General features: G+C 70.7%; 11 protein-coding genes and 1 pseudogene. 6 read left to right on the top strand and 6 right to left on the bottom strand.

Going from position 1 to position 15,646, the window contains the following annotated elements; all coding sequences use genetic code 11:
- Positions 1-3 precede the first annotated feature (3 nt).
- On the top strand, positions 4-2,775 hold the full coding sequence (locus tag Pflav_RS15535; protein WP_173036808.1) for a non-ribosomal peptide synthetase: 2,772 nt from the start codon (positions 4-6) through the stop codon (positions 2,773-2,775).
- 208 nt (positions 2,776-2,983) lie between these two features.
- Here the strand turns inward: Pflav_RS15535 and Pflav_RS15530 are convergent, their stop codons facing one another.
- The gene (locus Pflav_RS15530; protein ID WP_232071454.1) at positions 2,984-4,168 is read right to left on the bottom strand and encodes an HNH endonuclease signature motif containing protein; all 1,185 of its coding nucleotides are present in this window, start codon (positions 4,166-4,168) and stop codon (positions 2,984-2,986) included.
- A gap of 443 nt (positions 4,169-4,611) precedes the next feature.
- Here Pflav_RS15530 and Pflav_RS15525 point away from each other — a divergent pair, with 443 nt between their 5' ends.
- Positions 4,612-5,046: a VOC family protein gene (locus Pflav_RS15525; protein WP_173036807.1), complete on the top strand. Its 435-nt coding sequence runs from the start codon at positions 4,612-4,614 to the stop codon at positions 5,044-5,046.
- 61 nt (positions 5,047-5,107) lie between these two features.
- Here Pflav_RS15525 and Pflav_RS15520 read toward each other — a convergent pair whose 3' ends face one another.
- Positions 5,108-6,028, bottom strand: a complete 921-nt coding sequence (locus Pflav_RS15520; protein WP_173036806.1) for an aminoglycoside phosphotransferase/kinase family protein — start codon at positions 6,026-6,028, stop codon at positions 5,108-5,110.
- Positions 6,029-6,382: 354 nt separating this feature from the next.
- On the opposite strand from Pflav_RS15520, the gene Pflav_RS15515 reads away from it, so the two are divergent.
- From Pflav_RS15515 to Pflav_RS15505, 3 genes and pseudogenes are all read left to right on the top strand, one after another.
- The gene (locus Pflav_RS15515; protein WP_173036805.1) at positions 6,383-7,066 is read left to right on the top strand and encodes a M15 family metallopeptidase; all 684 of its coding nucleotides are present in this window, start codon (positions 6,383-6,385) and stop codon (positions 7,064-7,066) included.
- A 925-nt stretch (positions 7,067-7,991) separates the two neighbouring features.
- Entirely contained in the window at positions 7,992-8,642 is a 651-nt protein-coding gene (locus Pflav_RS15510) for a DsbA family protein (protein WP_173042443.1), read from the top strand.
- A gap of 10 nt (positions 8,643-8,652) precedes the next feature.
- Positions 8,653-9,302 (top strand): annotated as a pseudogene (locus Pflav_RS15505) (vitamin K epoxide reductase family protein).
- Between the two features lie 67 nt (positions 9,303-9,369).
- On the opposite strand, the gene Pflav_RS15500 reads toward Pflav_RS15505, so the two are convergent.
- Positions 9,370-9,981, bottom strand: coding sequence for a methyltransferase family protein (locus tag Pflav_RS15500; RefSeq protein WP_173036804.1), 612 nt, complete (start codon positions 9,979-9,981; stop codon positions 9,370-9,372).
- Positions 9,982-10,135: 154 nt separating this feature from the next.
- Between Pflav_RS15500 and Pflav_RS15495 the strand changes: the two genes are divergently transcribed.
- Positions 10,136-12,400 carry an Hsp70 family protein gene (locus Pflav_RS15495; protein ID WP_173036803.1) on the top strand — a complete coding sequence of 755 codons (2,265 nt, stop codon included), beginning with the start codon at positions 10,136-10,138 and terminating at the stop codon, positions 12,398-12,400.
- Positions 12,401-12,405: 5 nt separating this feature from the next.
- Here the strand turns inward: Pflav_RS15495 and Pflav_RS15490 are convergent, their stop codons facing one another.
- From Pflav_RS15490 to Pflav_RS15480, 3 genes are read right to left on the bottom strand one after another with little or no spacing between them, the layout of a single operon-like run.
- Complete coding sequence (locus Pflav_RS15490; RefSeq protein ID WP_173036802.1) at positions 12,406-14,535, bottom strand: bifunctional polysaccharide deacetylase/glycosyltransferase family 2 protein; 2,130 nt, start codon at positions 14,533-14,535, stop codon at positions 12,406-12,408.
- Between the two features lie 7 nt (positions 14,536-14,542).
- Positions 14,543-14,929 (bottom strand): hypothetical protein, encoded by a 387-nt coding sequence (locus Pflav_RS15485; RefSeq protein WP_173036801.1) that lies wholly within the window; start codon positions 14,927-14,929, stop codon positions 14,543-14,545.
- Positions 14,926-15,639: a hypothetical protein gene (locus Pflav_RS15480; protein ID WP_173036800.1), complete on the bottom strand. Its 714-nt coding sequence runs from the start codon at positions 15,637-15,639 to the stop codon at positions 14,926-14,928. Before Pflav_RS15480 ends, Pflav_RS15485 begins: the two co-directional genes overlap by 4 nt.
- Between the last annotated feature and the right edge of the window lie 7 nt (positions 15,640-15,646).

Below are 15,646 nucleotides of genomic sequence, written 5' to 3'. Positions count from 1 at the left end.
GTCATGGCTGAGCGCAGGTGTGTGCACGAGGTGATCGGCGCCGTCGCGGCGGCGCACCCGGACGCGATCGCGGTCGAGACCGGCGGCGTGCGGGTCAGCTACGGCGAGCTCGACGCCCGGGCCAACCGGCTGGCCCACCACCTGCGCGCCGCCGGGGTCGGCCCGGAGTCGACGGTGGGCGTGCTCGCCAGCCGAGGCCCGGACACCCTGGCGATCCTGCTGGGCGTCTGGAAGTCGGGCGGCACGTACCTGCCGCTCGACCCCGAACTGCCCGCCGAGCGGCTCGGGTACATGCTCGCCACGGCGGGCGCCCAGATGGTCGTCACCGAGACCGGGCTCGCCGAGCGACTGGCCGACGTCTACGACGGCGGGTACGTGTGGACCGACCGGGAGCGCGAGCAGATCGCGGCCCGGCCGGCCACCGCACCCGAGGTCACCGGCGACCAGGCCACGCTCGCGTACACCCTCTTCACCTCCGGCTCCACCGGCCGGCCGAAGGGCGTGCAGGTCACCCACCGCTCACTGCTCAACCTGCTGTTCTCCATGCGGGTACGGTTCCGCGCCACGCCCGCGCACGCCTGGCTCGCCGCGACCTCGCTGTCGTTCGACATCTCCCTGGCCGAACTCTGCCTGCCGCTGGTCAGCGGCGGCCGGATCGTGCTGGCCAGCGACGCGGAGGCGGGCGATGGCGCGGCCATGCTCGGCCTCGTCGACCGGCACGGGGTCACCCACGTGCAGGCCACGCCGGCCGGGTGGAAGCTGCTGATCGAGGCGGGCTTCGACCACCGGCCGGTCGTGGCGGTCACCACCGGCGAGGCGTGCCCGCCCAACCTGGCCCGCGACCTGCGCGGCCGGGTCACCACCCTGGTTGACCTCTACGGGCCCACCGAGACGACGATCTGGTCGACCGGATGGGACGTCGAGGGCGACGTCACCACCGTCCCCATTGGACGGCCGATTCACAACACCCGCGTGTACGTGCTCGACGGCAACCTCCAGCCGGTCGCCGTCGGCGTCGTGGGAGAGCTGTTCATCGCCGGCGACGGGGTGGCCCGAGGGTACGTGGGGCGCCCCGACCTGACCGCCGAACGGTTCCTGCCCGAGGCGTACGGCCCCAACCCGGGCGGCCGGATGTACCGTACCGGCGACCTCGTGCGCTTCCGTCCGGACGGCGAGCTGGAGTACCTGGGACGCGCCGACCACCAGGTGAAGGTCCGGGGGTACCGGATCGAGCTCGGCGAGATCGAGGAGCGGCTGCTGCACCAGCCCGAGGTGCGCGACGCGGTCGTCGTCGCTCGGGAGGACGGGGCGGGGGAGAAGTGGCTGGCCGCGTACGTGGTCGGGCACGAGGGCAAGCGCGTCGAGCAGGGCCGGCTGCGCGACTTCCTGTCCGAGGCGCTGCCGCCGTACATGGTGCCGGCCGCGTTCGTCGTGCTGGACGCGCTGCCGCTCAACGCCGCCGGCAAGGTGGACCGCCGGGCGCTGCCCGCGCCGGAGCGGAGCGCACTGGTCGCCGACCGGGAGTACGTGCCGCCGCGCACGCCCACCGAGAAGACCATGGTGGACGTGTGCGTACGGATCCTCGGCGTGGCCCAGGTGGGCGTGCGGGACCGGCTCGCCGACCTCGGCGCCGACTCGATGCGAATCGTGCACGTGCTCGCCGCCGCCCGCGCGGCCGGGCTGCCGCTCACCCTGCGGATGCTGCTGGACAACGAGACCATCGAGGACCTGGCGGTGGCGTGCGGCGACGCACCGGTCGCCGCGCCGCCACCCCTTCAGCACACCTCGTTCGACCTGCGGCGGGCCATCTCGGTCGCCATGGAGGTGCACGCGGTACCGGGCGCGTCCGTCGCCCTCATCGAGGATGGCGAGGTCACCGGCATACAGACGTATGGCACCCGGTCGGTGGCCACGTCGCTGCCGGTGACCATGCGTACCCCGTTCCAGGCCGGCTCGATCAGCAAGCACGTCACCGCGCTCATGGTGCTGCGGCTGGTGGACGCCGGCACGCTCGGCCTCGACCGGGACGTCAACGAGTACCTGAGCCGGCCGCTCGCCGCCCCCGCCGGCAGCGGGTGGACGGCCACGCTGCGGCACTGCCTGGCCAACCTCTCCGGCATCGCCGAGACGCCCGCCGTCTGGTACGCCCCGACCGAGCCGGTGCCACCCCTCGCCGACCTGCTCGACGGCCTCGGCCTGGCGCGCGAGCCGGGCACCGGGTTCCACAAGTCGGGCGGGCAGTGGGCGGTACTCCAGCAGCTGCTGACCGACGTGACGGGCGAGCCGTACGCCGACCTGGCCCGGCGCCTGGTCTTCGACCCGTTCGGCATGCGCGACAGCGGCTTCGAGCGCCCCGCGTCGTACGCCGCCGGCCACGACGAGCAGGGCCGCCCGCTCGACGGCGGCTACCGCCTGCGTACCGCAGTCGCCGGCAGCGGCCTCTGGTCCACGGCGGCCGACCTGGCCCAGCTCGCGGTCGAGGTACGCCGCGCCCAACACGGCGAGTCCACATTGCTCTCCGCGGTGTCCGCGCGGGTCATGCTGACCGAGGCGCACCCAGGCAGCTTCTACGGCCTCGGCACGGTCGTCGACTACACCCGCCCTGACCCGGAGGTCGGCCACAACGGCGAGACACCCGGGTACCGCGCCATGACCGCGATCCGACTCGGCTCCGGCGCCGGCTGCGTCGTGCTGACCAACGGCGAGTCCGGCAAGGAGGTACACAAGGTCGTCGCCGCCGCCCTGCGCGGCGTAGCCACGCCCGCCGCCGCATAGAGACCTGTCCTGCTTGGGCCAGGGTCATCGGGCCGTCCACTTTAGAGATTTGGGCTACCGCGACGTCCGCGGTGGTCCGGACCGCTGCTCCCGCGGCCTCACCCTCCGCGCTTCACAACCCAACCCCGCCCCCATCGCCGGGCGCCGAGCCAACCGCGCGGCCTCATCGACCGCCTCCTGACCCCGAAGGTCTGCAAGACCGTGGCCGTCACGTCCGGTGGTGGTAGAGGTTCCGACATGGTCGTTGCTCCTGGTCAACGTAGGCGGGCGGGATGAACTCCGGCCTGCTGTCCTCGACACAAAGCCGGATGGTCCAGTGTCCGCGGTGGATGATGCGGTGGTGGTAGCCGCACAGCAGCACGCTGTTGTGCAAGCTGGTGGGTCCGCCGTCGGCCCATGATTGGATGTGGTGCCCGTCGCACCAGCGCGGTGGTCGGTCACAGCCGGGGAAGGCGCATCCTCGGTCGCGTAGCTCCAGGGCTCGCCGCAGCGACCCGGTGATGAGGCGCCGCGTGCGGCCCAGGTCCAGGACCTGCCCGTCGCCGTCGAGCACCGCCGGGATCAGTTGCGCGTCGCAGGCCATCTGGCGGACCTGGGTGGGGCTGAGCCGCCCGCCAGTGTCCAGCACGCCGATGCCGAACTGCTGCTCGAGCAGTTCGAACGGAACGGTGACCATCACATGCGGCCGCTGCCCACCGTTGTCCGGCAACCGCTCGGTGCGGGTGGCCAGGTCGCACACCTCGACCAACGCGTCAGCCCGACGCTGGCCAGGGGTGCGCGGCTCGTCGTCGTGCCGGGGCGCACACAACGGATCCAACGCCGCGTTGACAGTCGCGGCACCCGCCTCGTCCAGCCACCCAGTAACCCGCACTCGCCCGTCACCGAGCCGGGTGAGCTGGAACGCCCGCGTCTGCCAGGCACGGGCTTCCTGCCGCTGCAACGCGGCAGCGTCGCGGGCGTCAGCGATCTCGGGAGCGACGTGGGCGAGGATCCGCTCGCCAGCCTTACGCAAGATCGCGGGCTCGAACTGCGCCGCCTGGCCGACCAGCACCGCCTCCGCCTCATTAACGACATCGGCACCAAGGTCGTCGGGAAGATCCCGGACCGCGCCGGCGATAACCGCAGCCTGCTCGGCATTGACGACACCCGCGACCAGGGCGGTGTCGAGGGCAGGCCGCTCGTCAACCGCCTTCGCGAGGTCGGCAAGCCGTTTCGCGGCGTGGATGCTGATGCGGTGACGCCCCCGCAACCAGACCGCCGTGCTGGAAGCGTGCTGCGCGATCGGTAGACCGCGCCCGTCGATTTCCCGGATCACATGCAACTGGGCTGCGGTAAGCGTTTGCAACGCTTGGTGGATGGTGTCCAGGGAATCGACAAGATCGTCGTCACTCAAGGTCCAGACCGACGTGGTAGCACATTTGCCCGCCACCTCGCGCAGCTGCTCTAACGCATCCCTGGACACCCACTAATTGTCTCGCATCAACACCAAGACCACCAGTTATATTCGTCGATCTAGGGATATTCGAGTCTGCAATTTTTCTGGCTGTCTGTATGGGGTTTGTCAAGTTGCGATTCGGGTTTGTCCGCCGGTTTGGTTGGTATGGAGTTTTTGGGTGCGGAGCCTGGCGTGGAGGGCGTCGGCGCGCCTGCGGGCGAGGCAGGCGAGGGCAGCGAACGCAGGCCTGATGAACGCGCGTTTGAGCTGCTTGCTGCCGCCGTGGGTGCTCACCGCGGACGCTGCTCCGGGTCCGGGGGTGACTGAGGCCAGGTCGGCGTAGGTGGCCGGCTGTACTGTTCTTCCATGTTCCCGTTCTTGGAACCTGCGGTGGACCACGCATGACGCACCATCGCAGCCGCGTCTGCTATTTCACTATCGACTGCGACGACCTGGATCGAGCTGTCGAGTTTTGGTCTGCCGCCCTCGACGCCACCGAAGAGGAAGTATCGAAGGCGAGCCGCCAGGTATATCGGCGGTTGCTATTACCCGACTCGGAGATTCGGATACTTCTCCAGCGGACGGACGACGCGAAGACGTCGAAGGAACGGATGCACCTCGACCTCGAAACCGATGATGTCGAGGCCGAGGTCAGACGGCTTGAAAAGCTCGGAGCCACCAGGTATGACCACCAGAAGGAGCGCGGCTTCGACTTCTGGGTCCTTCGCGATCCGTGGGGAAACGAGTTCTGCGTCCTGCAAACCGAGTATCCAGCGCTACTCGCCCGTCGCCGTCCGTGGCCTGAAGAAACGCCGGAGGTGCGCGGCGAAGTTTGAGAGGCTCAGGTAGGCAGTGCGGCGGCGATACTGCCCCTCCGTCGCACCAGCAGGGCTGATGTTACGCGTTAGCCCGGTGGAGGCGTTCGGCTGCCTGCGCCCGCAACGCATCGCCGCCCGCCGGGGAGCCACCGCACAGCGCCATCTCCCGGGCGTTGTACGCAGCCATCCACAAGCTGGCCGCCCACGCGATCTCCAGCTCCACGGCCGTGAACAAGCGCCCTCGAATGTCTTGATACGCCATTAGGAACGCCTCGGAGCTTCCGATCGGCGCCAGCGTGGGCGGCCCGGAACTGGCGAACGACCCGCTCGCCGCCCCCACCAGCGCCGCCTCCGGCTGCCACGCCAGGCTGTCCCAGTCGTGCACCGCCCACACCTGCCAACCCTGCCACCGCAGGTTCTGCGCCTCGAAGTCGGCGTGGCCGAGCACGCACGGCAAGCCGGCGCCCAGCAGCCGCCCCCGGGCCCGCTCAGCCGTCTGGACAATGTGCTCGGACACGACACTCTGGTCCCGGCTATCGAGAAAGTCGATCGCCGGCCACACCCCAGAATCGGTGTGGTCCCAACGCACCCAGGGCGGATTCGGCAGCGGCGGCGCGACGCTCACGCCAGCAAGTGCGGCCATCAGCCGGGCGAACACCTCCGCGCAGCGCACGGCTATGCCCGGCGAGTCCCCGTGCAACACCTCGCCGCCGGGCCGGAATTCCTCGGCGTGCACGGCCAGCGCACCGACACCGACCACCGGCGTGAGCGGCCGGGCACACGCAAACCCGCGCTCGGCCAGCCGGGCCTGCGCCGCCACACACGACGCGGCCCGGCCATCGTCGGCGCGCGCCTTGACCACGACGTCGCTGCCACCGACCAACCGCAGACCGAACACCATCGAGACCTGTCGCGACTGGAACAGCACGCCGGCGGGCTCGCCGCCCAGATGCTCAAGACACCAACCCGGCAACCAGTCCGGTAGCTCGTCCAACCGCACACTTAGGACTGTGCCACAGGTACCGAACGCACCGGAGACGAGATTGTCTGCTGGACGATCATCGGACCGCCTGCAAGGGGCGCCCCGGCTAGCTGGTACGCGTTCGTAGTCGAGGGCCAGGCGTCGCCAGGCCATCAGCCATGCCGGCGTCCGCTCGACCGCCTGGCGCGCCGCATCTGCTTGGTACTCCTCGGTAAGAAAAAACTTCCTCTCCTATTGAACCGGCACCTCGACCCACTCGTCATTCGTGCGTGCCTCTGAATGGCACCTACGCCTTCGTGTCGAGGGGGAGGACGTGAACCGGAAAATCGCCAGGCATCACCCTGCCAGCAGCCCAGGACGAGGTGAGGAATTGTGACGGCCGACACCGCTGTCCTGCTGTCTGATCCGCGTATCGCCGCTATCCCTGTTGGGGATTCGGACGAGCCGCTCACCGACCTCAACGATGTACCAGAAGTGCGGTTGGACGGCCGTTACGCCGACGCCGCCGGCGCTTACGGTCACCTGCGGAAAGGAGTTCTCGCACGCCTCCTGGACGCCCACCGGCTCCTTCCCGACGGGCTGCGCTTCCTGGTCACCGAGGGGTACCGCCCACTGGACCGGCAGCAGGCCATCTTCGACGGATACCGCGATGAGCTGCGACAACGTCATCCGGAGTGGGAGGACGAGCGGCTCTTCGTGGAGGCGAGCAAGTTCGTGTCGCCGGTGGGGGTCGCCCCGCACAGCACCGGTGGCGCACTGGATCTGACACTCGTCGCCGACGACGGAGAAGAGCTCGACATGGGTACGCCCATCGACGCCACTCCGCTCGCCAGTGACAACGCCTGCTTCACCGCGGCGACCAACATTTCGCTGCAAGCGCAACGCCATCGGCGAATTCTTTCCACGGCACTCACCCGGGTCGGCTTCGTGAACTACCCGACGGAATGGTGGCACTGGTCGTTCGGCGACCGGTACTGGGCATTCGTCACCCACGCCAGCAAGACCCAATACGGCCCGATTGCGTTCACGCCGGCCACCCATAAAAACGGCAATTAGCTCTGCCCCCCGGAATGGGTCTGGGGCCGGTTGCTGGTGACCGGCCCCAGACCCCCTATTCATGCCCAGCTTCGGGGCCCGCGCGCTCAGCGCTGTGGTCGGCCCGGCCAGCCTCGGGACGGCCGTCGGCCACCACCCTCGCCCGGCACCCCGACGGCAGGAGGGCAGGACGGCAAGGGTGGCGAGGGGGTGAAAGGACGCCGACGGGTACACCACCTACACCATCGCCGGCGTGGCGGAGGTCTAAGCTCGACTGAACAGCTCCTGCGGCGGAGTGGTGTGGCCGCGGTCGCTGGTTGACGTACTCTGGCGTGGTGACTGTCACCGCTGGCCGGGCGCCTCTGGGGCGCTCCCTGCGCTGGCTGATGGTCGTCGGGGCGTTGTTCGCCGTGACGTTGTTCGGCGGCGCGTCCTGCGCTGATCGGCCCCTGGTTCCAGGGTCGATGGCGGGTTATGGCGCCTGTCCCAACGTGCTCCTCCAGGCTTCGCTGCCAGGAGCGCTCGAAGCGGGCGGCGGCGCCCCGGATCGCGGGCACGGTCCCGGTGAGACAGGCATAAGTGCGTGCCTGTTCGTGGTCGTAGCGCTGGCCGGACTGGCGTTGGCTGGCGCGGTTCGCCGGCCGCTGCTGGCGGACGTGGCGTTTTGGTGGGCCCGGTCGCGCACTGCTCGTGTGCGGCCGCTGGCGGTCGTTCCGATGTGGGTGGACGCGCTGCGCATATAGGCGCGGCTTGCGTTTCCTTCCCCACATCAACGACTTCCACCGAAAGGAATACGACCATGCCTCCACACAAGACAAACGCCCGCCGCGGTACCGCCATCAAGCCGCGCAAGGCTCCCAGATCGGGCGCGGGTACAGCCGCGCGGCCCAGCAGCGCGCGGGCGAAAGCCGCCGGGAAGGCGGTGCGCAAGGCCCGGCGGGGCGGGATGGGCACCAACCTGAAGGTGACACTGAGCCTCGTCGCGGTAGCGGCCGTCGCGCTGGCCGTCGCCTTCGTGGTCAACCGCGCCGGCGGCGAGGACGTGCCGGCGGGCGATGTGGCACAGACTGTGGTGCGGGCGGACAGCCACCGGCTCTCCACCGCCGCCGACGGCAAAGTAACTGTCGTGGAGTTCCTGGACTTCGAGTGCGAGGCCTGCGGTGCCGCGTACCCGGGCGTCGAACGGCTGCGCAAGGAGTACGGGGACCGGATCACCTACGTGGTGCGGTATTTCCCGATCGCCAGTCACCCGAACGCGTTCAACTCCGCGCACGCAGCCGAGGCGGCCGCGCGGCAGGGCAAGTTCGAGCAGATGTACGTCAAGCTGTTCGACAACCAGGCGGCATGGGGTCACAACCAGCAGTCCCAGGCGGACACGTTCGTCGGCTACGCCCGGGAGCTCGGCTTGGACGTGGACAAGTTCCGTGCCGACATGGCTAGCCCTGACGTGGAGGCGCGGGTCCGTTCGGACGCGCAGGACGGCGAGCGGCTGGGTGTGCGGGGCACGCCGACGTTCTTTGTCAACGGCGCCCGGTACGAGCAGGACCCGACGTACGAGGCGCTGAAGAAGACCATCGACGAAGCCCTAACGCGGTAAGGGAACCACCATGTCCAGTACCGCCATCACCCAGCCGGCCCGCGTCGACGGCACCGCACCGGACAGCGAAAGCGCGATCGGCGACCGGCTGGTCGGCTGGGTCCTGACCGTCGGGGGCTGCTCGGCGGCGCCGCCGCGTTCGTCCTGATCGTGGAGAAGATCGCGCTGCTGCGCGATCCCGGTTACACGCCCAGTTGTTCGATCAACCCGATCCTGTCCTGCGGGTCGGTGATGAACACCCATCAGGCGGAGGTGTTCGGCTTTCCCAACCCGCTGCTCGGTGTGGCCATGTTCCCGCTGGTGCTCGCGACGGGTGTCGCGGTGCTCGGTGGGATCCGGCTGCCGCGCTGGTGGTGGCTTGGGCTGCAAGCCGGCACGGTTTTCGGCGTCGGGTTGGTGCACTGGCTGTTCTTCCAGAGCCTGTACCGGATCGGTGCGCTGTGCCCGTACTGCATGGTGGTGTGGGTTGTCACGATCGTCGTGTTCAGCTACACCACGCTGTACAACCTTGACCGCGAACACCTTCGGGTCCCCGGGTCCTGGCGGCCCGGGGTCACCGCGATCGCGAAGCTGCACACGGCGATCCCGGTCGCCTGGCTGCTAGTCCTGACCCTGTTGGTCGGCGAGGCGTTCTGGACGTACTGGCGCACCTTGCTCTGACCTCGGACGCTCACCACGGCGGGCTCGGCCATGGTCACATGGCCGAGCCCGGTCGCGGCGCACACAGTCAAAGCCGGCCAAGGCGGGGGAGGAACCGGCCGACCCCAGCGGCGTAGCGGCGGTAGGCGGCACCGTGCACCCGGATCAGGTAAGGCTCCTCCACCTGGCGCACCTGCAGCTCGACTCCCGCGATCAGACACACAAGTCCGAGTGCGGTCACCCACGTCGGGACGGTGGCGAGCAAACCGATGTAGGCAACGACCATCGCGGTGAAAATCGGATTTCGCACGTGCCGGAACAAGCCAGCGCTAACCAGGGCCGTGCGCTCGGTGTCGTCCACACCAACCCGCCACGAAAGGCCCATCGCCTGCTGGCCGGCAAGCACCCCGGCGAACCCGCAGACCATCAACACCAGGCCTCCGCCGGCCAGCGCCGGGACAGCCAGCACCGCCGGAACTCCCACCGCGCCGGTCAACGCGAGCAGCGGTCCCACGGCTCCAACGCCCACCGCACCGGCGAGCAGGACCGCGGCCCACCAGCCTACGGATCCAGGCCGATGGTGTGGGCGGCGATGGCCGCTGTCGCCGGTGGCGCGGTACTGCAAGACAGAGCGCAGCCCGAACACTGTCACCAGGCCCACCACGTAGAGCACGAGACCGACCCACAACGCCCACGACATCATGCGACCTTCCGACCGGCGTCAACCCGGAGCCAACATATGCTGACATCGCTATGTATGCAAGTTGGCATCGATTACGGGTTTCAGCGGCGGCTGCGGGTGGAGCAACCCCGGTAAGCTCCGCTGGGCGACCGCCGGCTTCGGAGGTGATTCGGTGAGTCGGTTGGGGATCGACTTCGGCACCTCCGCGACGGTGGCCGTGCTCGCCGGTCCCGATCAGCGGATACGGCCGCTGCTGTTCGACGCGTCCCCGCTGCTGCCGTCGGCCGTGTTCGCCGGTGCCGACCTGCTGACCGGTGCCGACGCTGAGCGGTCGGCCCTCGCCCACCCGAGTGGGCTGGAGCCGAACCCGAAACGGCGGATCGACGACGGTACCGTCTGGCTCGGCGAGCGGGAGGTACCCGTCGTGGACCTGGTCGCCGCGGTGCTCGACCGGGTGGCCGCCGAGGCCCGCCGGGTCACGGGCGGCTCGCTCGACGAGGTGGTGCTGACCCACCCGGCGAGCTGGGCACGCACCCGTCTCGATGTGCTCGCCGAGGCAGCCCGCCGTGCCGGTCTCGGCGGCGTCGGCTTCGTCGCCGAGCCGGTTGCCGCCGCGGCGTACTTCACCACCGTCCTGGGCGGCGCGCTGGACTCCGGCCGCTGCCTCGTCGTCTACGACCTCGGTGCCGGCACGTTCGACATCGGCATCGTTCGCCATACCGCGACTGGCTTCGATGTCGTCGCCGCGGACGGCCTTGACGACGTCGGCGGCCTGGACCTCGACGCCGCGCTGGTCCGCCACGTCCGCTCCCTCACCGCCGCGGACACCGCGGCGTGGGGCCGCCTGGACTGGCCACGGACGCCGGCCGACCAGCATCCCCGCCGCGCACTGTGGCACGGCGCCCGGGCCGCCAAGGAGCAACTGTCCCGCCACGCCACCGCCGACCTGCACGTACCGCTGGTGGAGACGGATCTCCACGTGACCCGCGAAGAGTTCGAGAAGGTCGCGCGGCCCTACCTGGAGCGTACGGTCGTACTCACGCTGGATACCCTGCGCGCAGCGGCGGTGCCGCGCGAGGAGATCGCCGGGGTGTTCCTCGTCGGTGGCTCCAGCCGGATCCCGCTGGCGGCCACGCTCCTGCATCGTGCCCTCAGCATTCCGCCGACCGCCATCGATCACCCCGAACTCGTCGTCGCCGAAGGCAGCCTGCACGCCCGGCCCACCGTGCTCGCCCCGCCAGCCCCGCCCGCCATCCTCGTCCAGACCGTCCCGGCGCCGGCTGAGGCGGCGGTCCAGACGCCGGTGCCGCTGCGGCCCGCACAGGGCCCGGACGCCGCCGCACTGGATGCGGGCGCCGCCCCACGGCGATCGCTCAAGCGGATCGTCCTCATCGGACTCGTCGTGCTCAGCCTCGCCGTCGCCGGCCTGGCTGTGTCCTTGCGCGCCCTGGAAAATCGGAGAGACAGCGGGAGTACGTCCGCATCGAGTACGTCCGCATCGAGTACGTCCGCACCGCCGCCGGAGGCCGCCGACGTGGTGTTCAGCGAGGACGGCAGCCTCCTGGCCGCCGGCATCGGGGAGACCGCCCAGATCTGGGACGTGGCGAGCCGGCGCCGGCTCGCCGTGCTGTCCGGCCACGGCGGCGGCACCTACGGCGGTGCGGTGGAGGGCGTAGCATTCGCACCAGGCGGCACGACACTCGCCACCGCCAGCCAGGACGGCACGGTACGCCTTTGGGACGTCACGACCGGCGCCCAGATCGGCGATCCCCTCCCTGGCGAGATGTCCGGCAACAACACGGCGCGGCTGTCCGATGTCGACTTCAGCGCGGACGGCAAGCTCCTCGCCACGGCCGGCGTACTTGGCACCCGGGTGTGGGACCTGTCGACGCGGCAGCTCATCGCCACCTTCGGCGACGGCGGCACCTGGGATGTGGCGTTCAGCCGGGACGGAGAGCGCCTCGCGGCCGGCAAGCACGGCAGCACCACGGAAGTCTTCGACGTCCACGACCTGAAAAGCAGGCCCGCGCAGTACGGCGGACACCGGATCGCCTCCGACATCAGTGCCAATATCTTCGGCGTGGCGTTCAGCCCGAACGGAAAGCTGCTCGCCACCGCGGCCGGCGACCGGACCGTGCTGCTGCGGGACCTGGTCAACGACGGCTTCTACGTCCCCGCGCTGACAGGCCACACCGGCAGCATCTGGGACGTCGACTTCAGCCCTGACGGCTTCTACCTGGTTACCGCCAGTGAGGACGGCACGATACGCCGCTGGGAAGTCAAAAGCGGCAAGGAAGTCGGCCAGCTGCGCGATGCCTCCGCCACCTCGCTCGGCCGCGCCGTCGCCTGGAGCCGGAACGGAAACATCGCCGCCACCGACGCTGGCAGCGTACGCCTATGGAACCTGGCAACCCCCGAAACCAGCGTCAAGCTCTGACTCGCTCAACCTCGGACTCGGCTGGGATCCAGATGCCCGCCGAACACGCCGGTTCGAGTCATGCGGTGCCAGCGCAGCCGGTGGCCGATCAGCGCCATGACGGTGGACTGGATGACGACGAGGTACATCAGCTGGCGGTAGACCACCTGCTGGAAGGGCAGGCTCCACAGTGGTCCGTAGCGCTCCCGGTCGAGGTGCAGCGCGTACGCGGCGGTTGCCATCTGGAGCAGGGTGAAGCCGGTCCACACCGCGGCGACCTTGCCTAGGGGCAGGAAGAGCAGGCCGTAGAGGCCGTACAGGTCGACCATGCAAGCGCACAGCGGCAAGGCGACCTGGAAGAGCAGCAGGTATGTCAGGCCGCGCCGGCCGAGGCGACCGGCGGCACCCGGCTCGGCGAGGGCTCGCCGGTGCTTCCACATCGCCTGCATGGTGCCGTAGCACCAGCGGTACCGCTGGCGCCACAGCTGTTTGAGCGTGGCGGGTGCCTCGGTCCAGGCGACCGCGTCCGGTGCGTACACCACGCGCCAGCCGGCCCTGATCAGCGCCATCGTGAAGTCTGTGTCCTCGGCGAGTGTCTCGTTGGACACGCCGCCGACGTCGACCACCGCGGCTCGCCGGAAGGCGCCGATCGCGCCGGGCACCGTGGGCATGCAGCGCAGCACGTCGAACATCCGGCGGTCGAGGTTGAAGCCGATCACGTACTCCAGGTGCTGCCAGCGGCCGAGCAGGCCGCGCCGGTTGGCGACCTTGGTGTTGCCGGAGACGGCGCCGACGTCCGCGTCGTGCAGCGGCTGTACCAGGCGGCCGACGGCGTCCGGTTCGAAGACGGTGTCGCCGTCGACGAGCACGAGGATGTCGCCGCGGGCGTAGGCGATGCCGGTGTTGAGTGCGGCCGGCTTGCCGGCGTTGGCCTGGCGGACCACCCGCACGCCCGGTAGCCGCAGCCGTTCGACGATGTCCGCGGTCCCGTCGGTGGAGCCGTCGTCGACGACGATCACCTCTACGCGCGGGTAGTCGCTGGCCAGCAGCGACCGCACTGTGGCGGCGATGTTGGCCGACTCGTTGTAGGCGGGCACGACGACGGAGACGGGGCCCAGGTAGCGCAGCGGTTGGCGGGCGCGGCGGCGGACCCGGCGCACGTGCGTGCGGGCACAGACAAGCTGGACGGCCAGCCGTACGGCGGCGAGCGCGACTGCGGCGATCATGAGCGCGGTCAACGCCCGGCTCAGCGCGGTGCCACCGGTCTGCGCCCAGCGCAGGGCGTGGCCGCGCCACCGCTGCCCGGCCGGCGCCGGCTCGACCGCTGGCAGGGCCAACGCCTCCGAAACGGTGGTGAAGCGGTACCCGCGGGCCTGCAAGCGGGGGATCAGCACGTCGAGGGCGGTGACCGTCTGGGCGCGGTCGCCGCCGGAGTCGTGCAGCATCACCACCGCGCCGCGGTCCTTGGCCGGCTCGGCCTTCGCCACGATCGCGTCGACGCCCGGGCGGCTCCAGTCCTCAGTGTCGAGGTCGGTCAGTACGACCAGGTGGCCAGCGCCGGCCGCCTGCCGCAGCGCGGCGTAGTCGGCGGCGGTCACCGCGTCCGGCCGGGACGAGTACGGCGGCCGTACCAGGACGGGCGCCCGGCCGGTGGCGGCGGCGATCGCGTTGCGGGTGAGGGTCAACTCCAGGCCGCGCCGCCAGGAAGGGGTGTCCGACAGCCAGGCGTGGCTGAACGTGTGCGAGCCGATCTCGTGCCCTTCCGCCACCACCCGTCGGGCGAGGTCAGGGTGGGCGTTCACCTGGGAGCCGACCTGGAAGAAGGTGGCGTGTGCCCCGTGGCGGGCGAGCACGTCCAGGATCCGTGGTGTCCACTGTGGATCTGGGCCGTCGTCGAAGGTCAGCGCGATCGTGCGGCGCGGCATCGCCCGGCTGGTGACCGTGCCGTCGGGGTCGATCCGCAGGACCGGGCCGGCCCCCGTCACCGTATCGGGGGCCGGCCCGCTGATGTCGGCGGCGAGGTCGGGGCCGTCGCCCTCGGCGCCGACGTGGGAGACGTATCCGTTGAGGCACAGGCCGCCGAGCAGCACGAGCATGAACAGACTCAGCAGGACCCAATGCGCGCGCGGCTCGTGCCGCCGTACATGCATCGACATCGCACGCTCAGCCCGGCTTGGACGGCTTGTTGCCCGGCGTGTGTGTCGGCACCCGCCGGTGGCTGCTCCGGCCCGGCTTGGCCACGGCGGTGGTGGTGATCGGAGCGACGGACGAGGTCGTGGGCGGGGTCCCCGGGGTGGTCCGATCGTCCGGCCGAGGCGAGGGGCGCGGCGTGGTGGGTGCCGGTGCGACCTCCGGACGTGGGGACTTCGTCGCGTCGCCGGCCCGGCCGCCGGCCGGCTCGGGCAGGAGCGGCAGGCGCCCCGCTCCGGCGCCGGTGAAGCCGGCGACCAGCAGTGCGGAGGCCAGCGTCAGCGCGAGCGCGGCGGCCGCGCCGGCGACCCGGACGAGGCGGCGACGGTGGCCGGAACGGTCCACGAAGATCGGCTTCAACCGTCCTGGCCCTTCTTGGCGGCGCTCGGCGTCGGCCTGGCAGGGCCTTTGCCGGCCGGGTGGCTGGGCGTCGGCGGCACGGTGTCGGGGCGTGCGGTCGCCGGAGCCGTCGGATCCGTGAGCACCGGGGCGCAGAACGCCGGGATCCGGGCCTCGCCGCCCGCGGCCTCGGCGAGGTCGCGCATCGCCTCCGATTTCAGCGGCTGGTTCGGGTTGCGGCGGTGGGCGTCCCAGGCCCGGCAGAGCCCGGTCAGGGCAGGAGAGGCCGGGCTCAAGGTCCGGCCGTGGCCGCCGGGCGTGGGCGAGACCGATGGGATACCGCTCCGGCCGGGCGCGGCGCGGGTGCCCTCCGGCGCGGCGCCGGCGGTAGCGGTGGCGGTCGGCCCCTCGGTGGGTGTCCCGCCGACTCCGGGCAGGTTGCCGGTCTCGGCGGCCACGGCGACACCGCCGGCCAACATCGTGGCCAGGGCGGCCGCGGCGGCGAGCGGGCGAAGCAGCCGCCGGCGGGGTGCGACAACAGACCGCCCGACCCGGCCCGCCTCATGGAACGCCGCGAGCGCCGCGTCCAGCCCGGCTGGCTCGTGCGGCTGTGGCGGGGCGGAGGCGGCGGCGAGCAGCAGGCTCAACTCCGGGAACGCAGGGTCGCGGGCGGTGGACAGCAGCCGCTCGGCTGTGCCCCGCCCGAGCCGGCTCTTCCGTGGCGTACGCATGGCGCTT

The organism is Phytohabitans flavus, from assembly GCF_011764545.1.
GTDB lineage: Bacteria > Actinomycetota > Actinomycetes > Mycobacteriales > Micromonosporaceae > Phytohabitans > Phytohabitans flavus.
This window is presented reverse-complemented; position numbering and strand designations above follow the sequence as displayed.

Coding starts and splice junctions, on each gene's coding strand:
- Pflav_RS15490 (WP_173036802.1), bottom strand. CDS start 14,535: ATGTCGATGCATGTACGGCGGCACGAGCCGCGCGCGCATTGGGTCCTG.
- Pflav_RS15500 (WP_173036804.1), bottom strand. CDS start 9,981: ATGTCGTGGGCGTTGTGGGTCGGTCTCGTGCTCTACGTGGTGGGCCTG.
- Pflav_RS15525 (WP_173036807.1), top strand. CDS start 4,612: ATGACGCACCATCGCAGCCGCGTCTGCTATTTCACTATCGACTGCGAC.
- Pflav_RS15510 (WP_173042443.1), top strand. CDS start 7,992: ATGGGCACCAACCTGAAGGTGACACTGAGCCTCGTCGCGGTAGCGGCC.
- Pflav_RS15535 (WP_173036808.1), top strand. CDS start 4: ATGGCTGAGCGCAGGTGTGTGCACGAGGTGATCGGCGCCGTCGCGGCG.
- Pflav_RS15480 (WP_173036800.1), bottom strand. CDS start 15,639: ATGCGTACGCCACGGAAGAGCCGGCTCGGGCGGGGCACAGCCGAGCGG.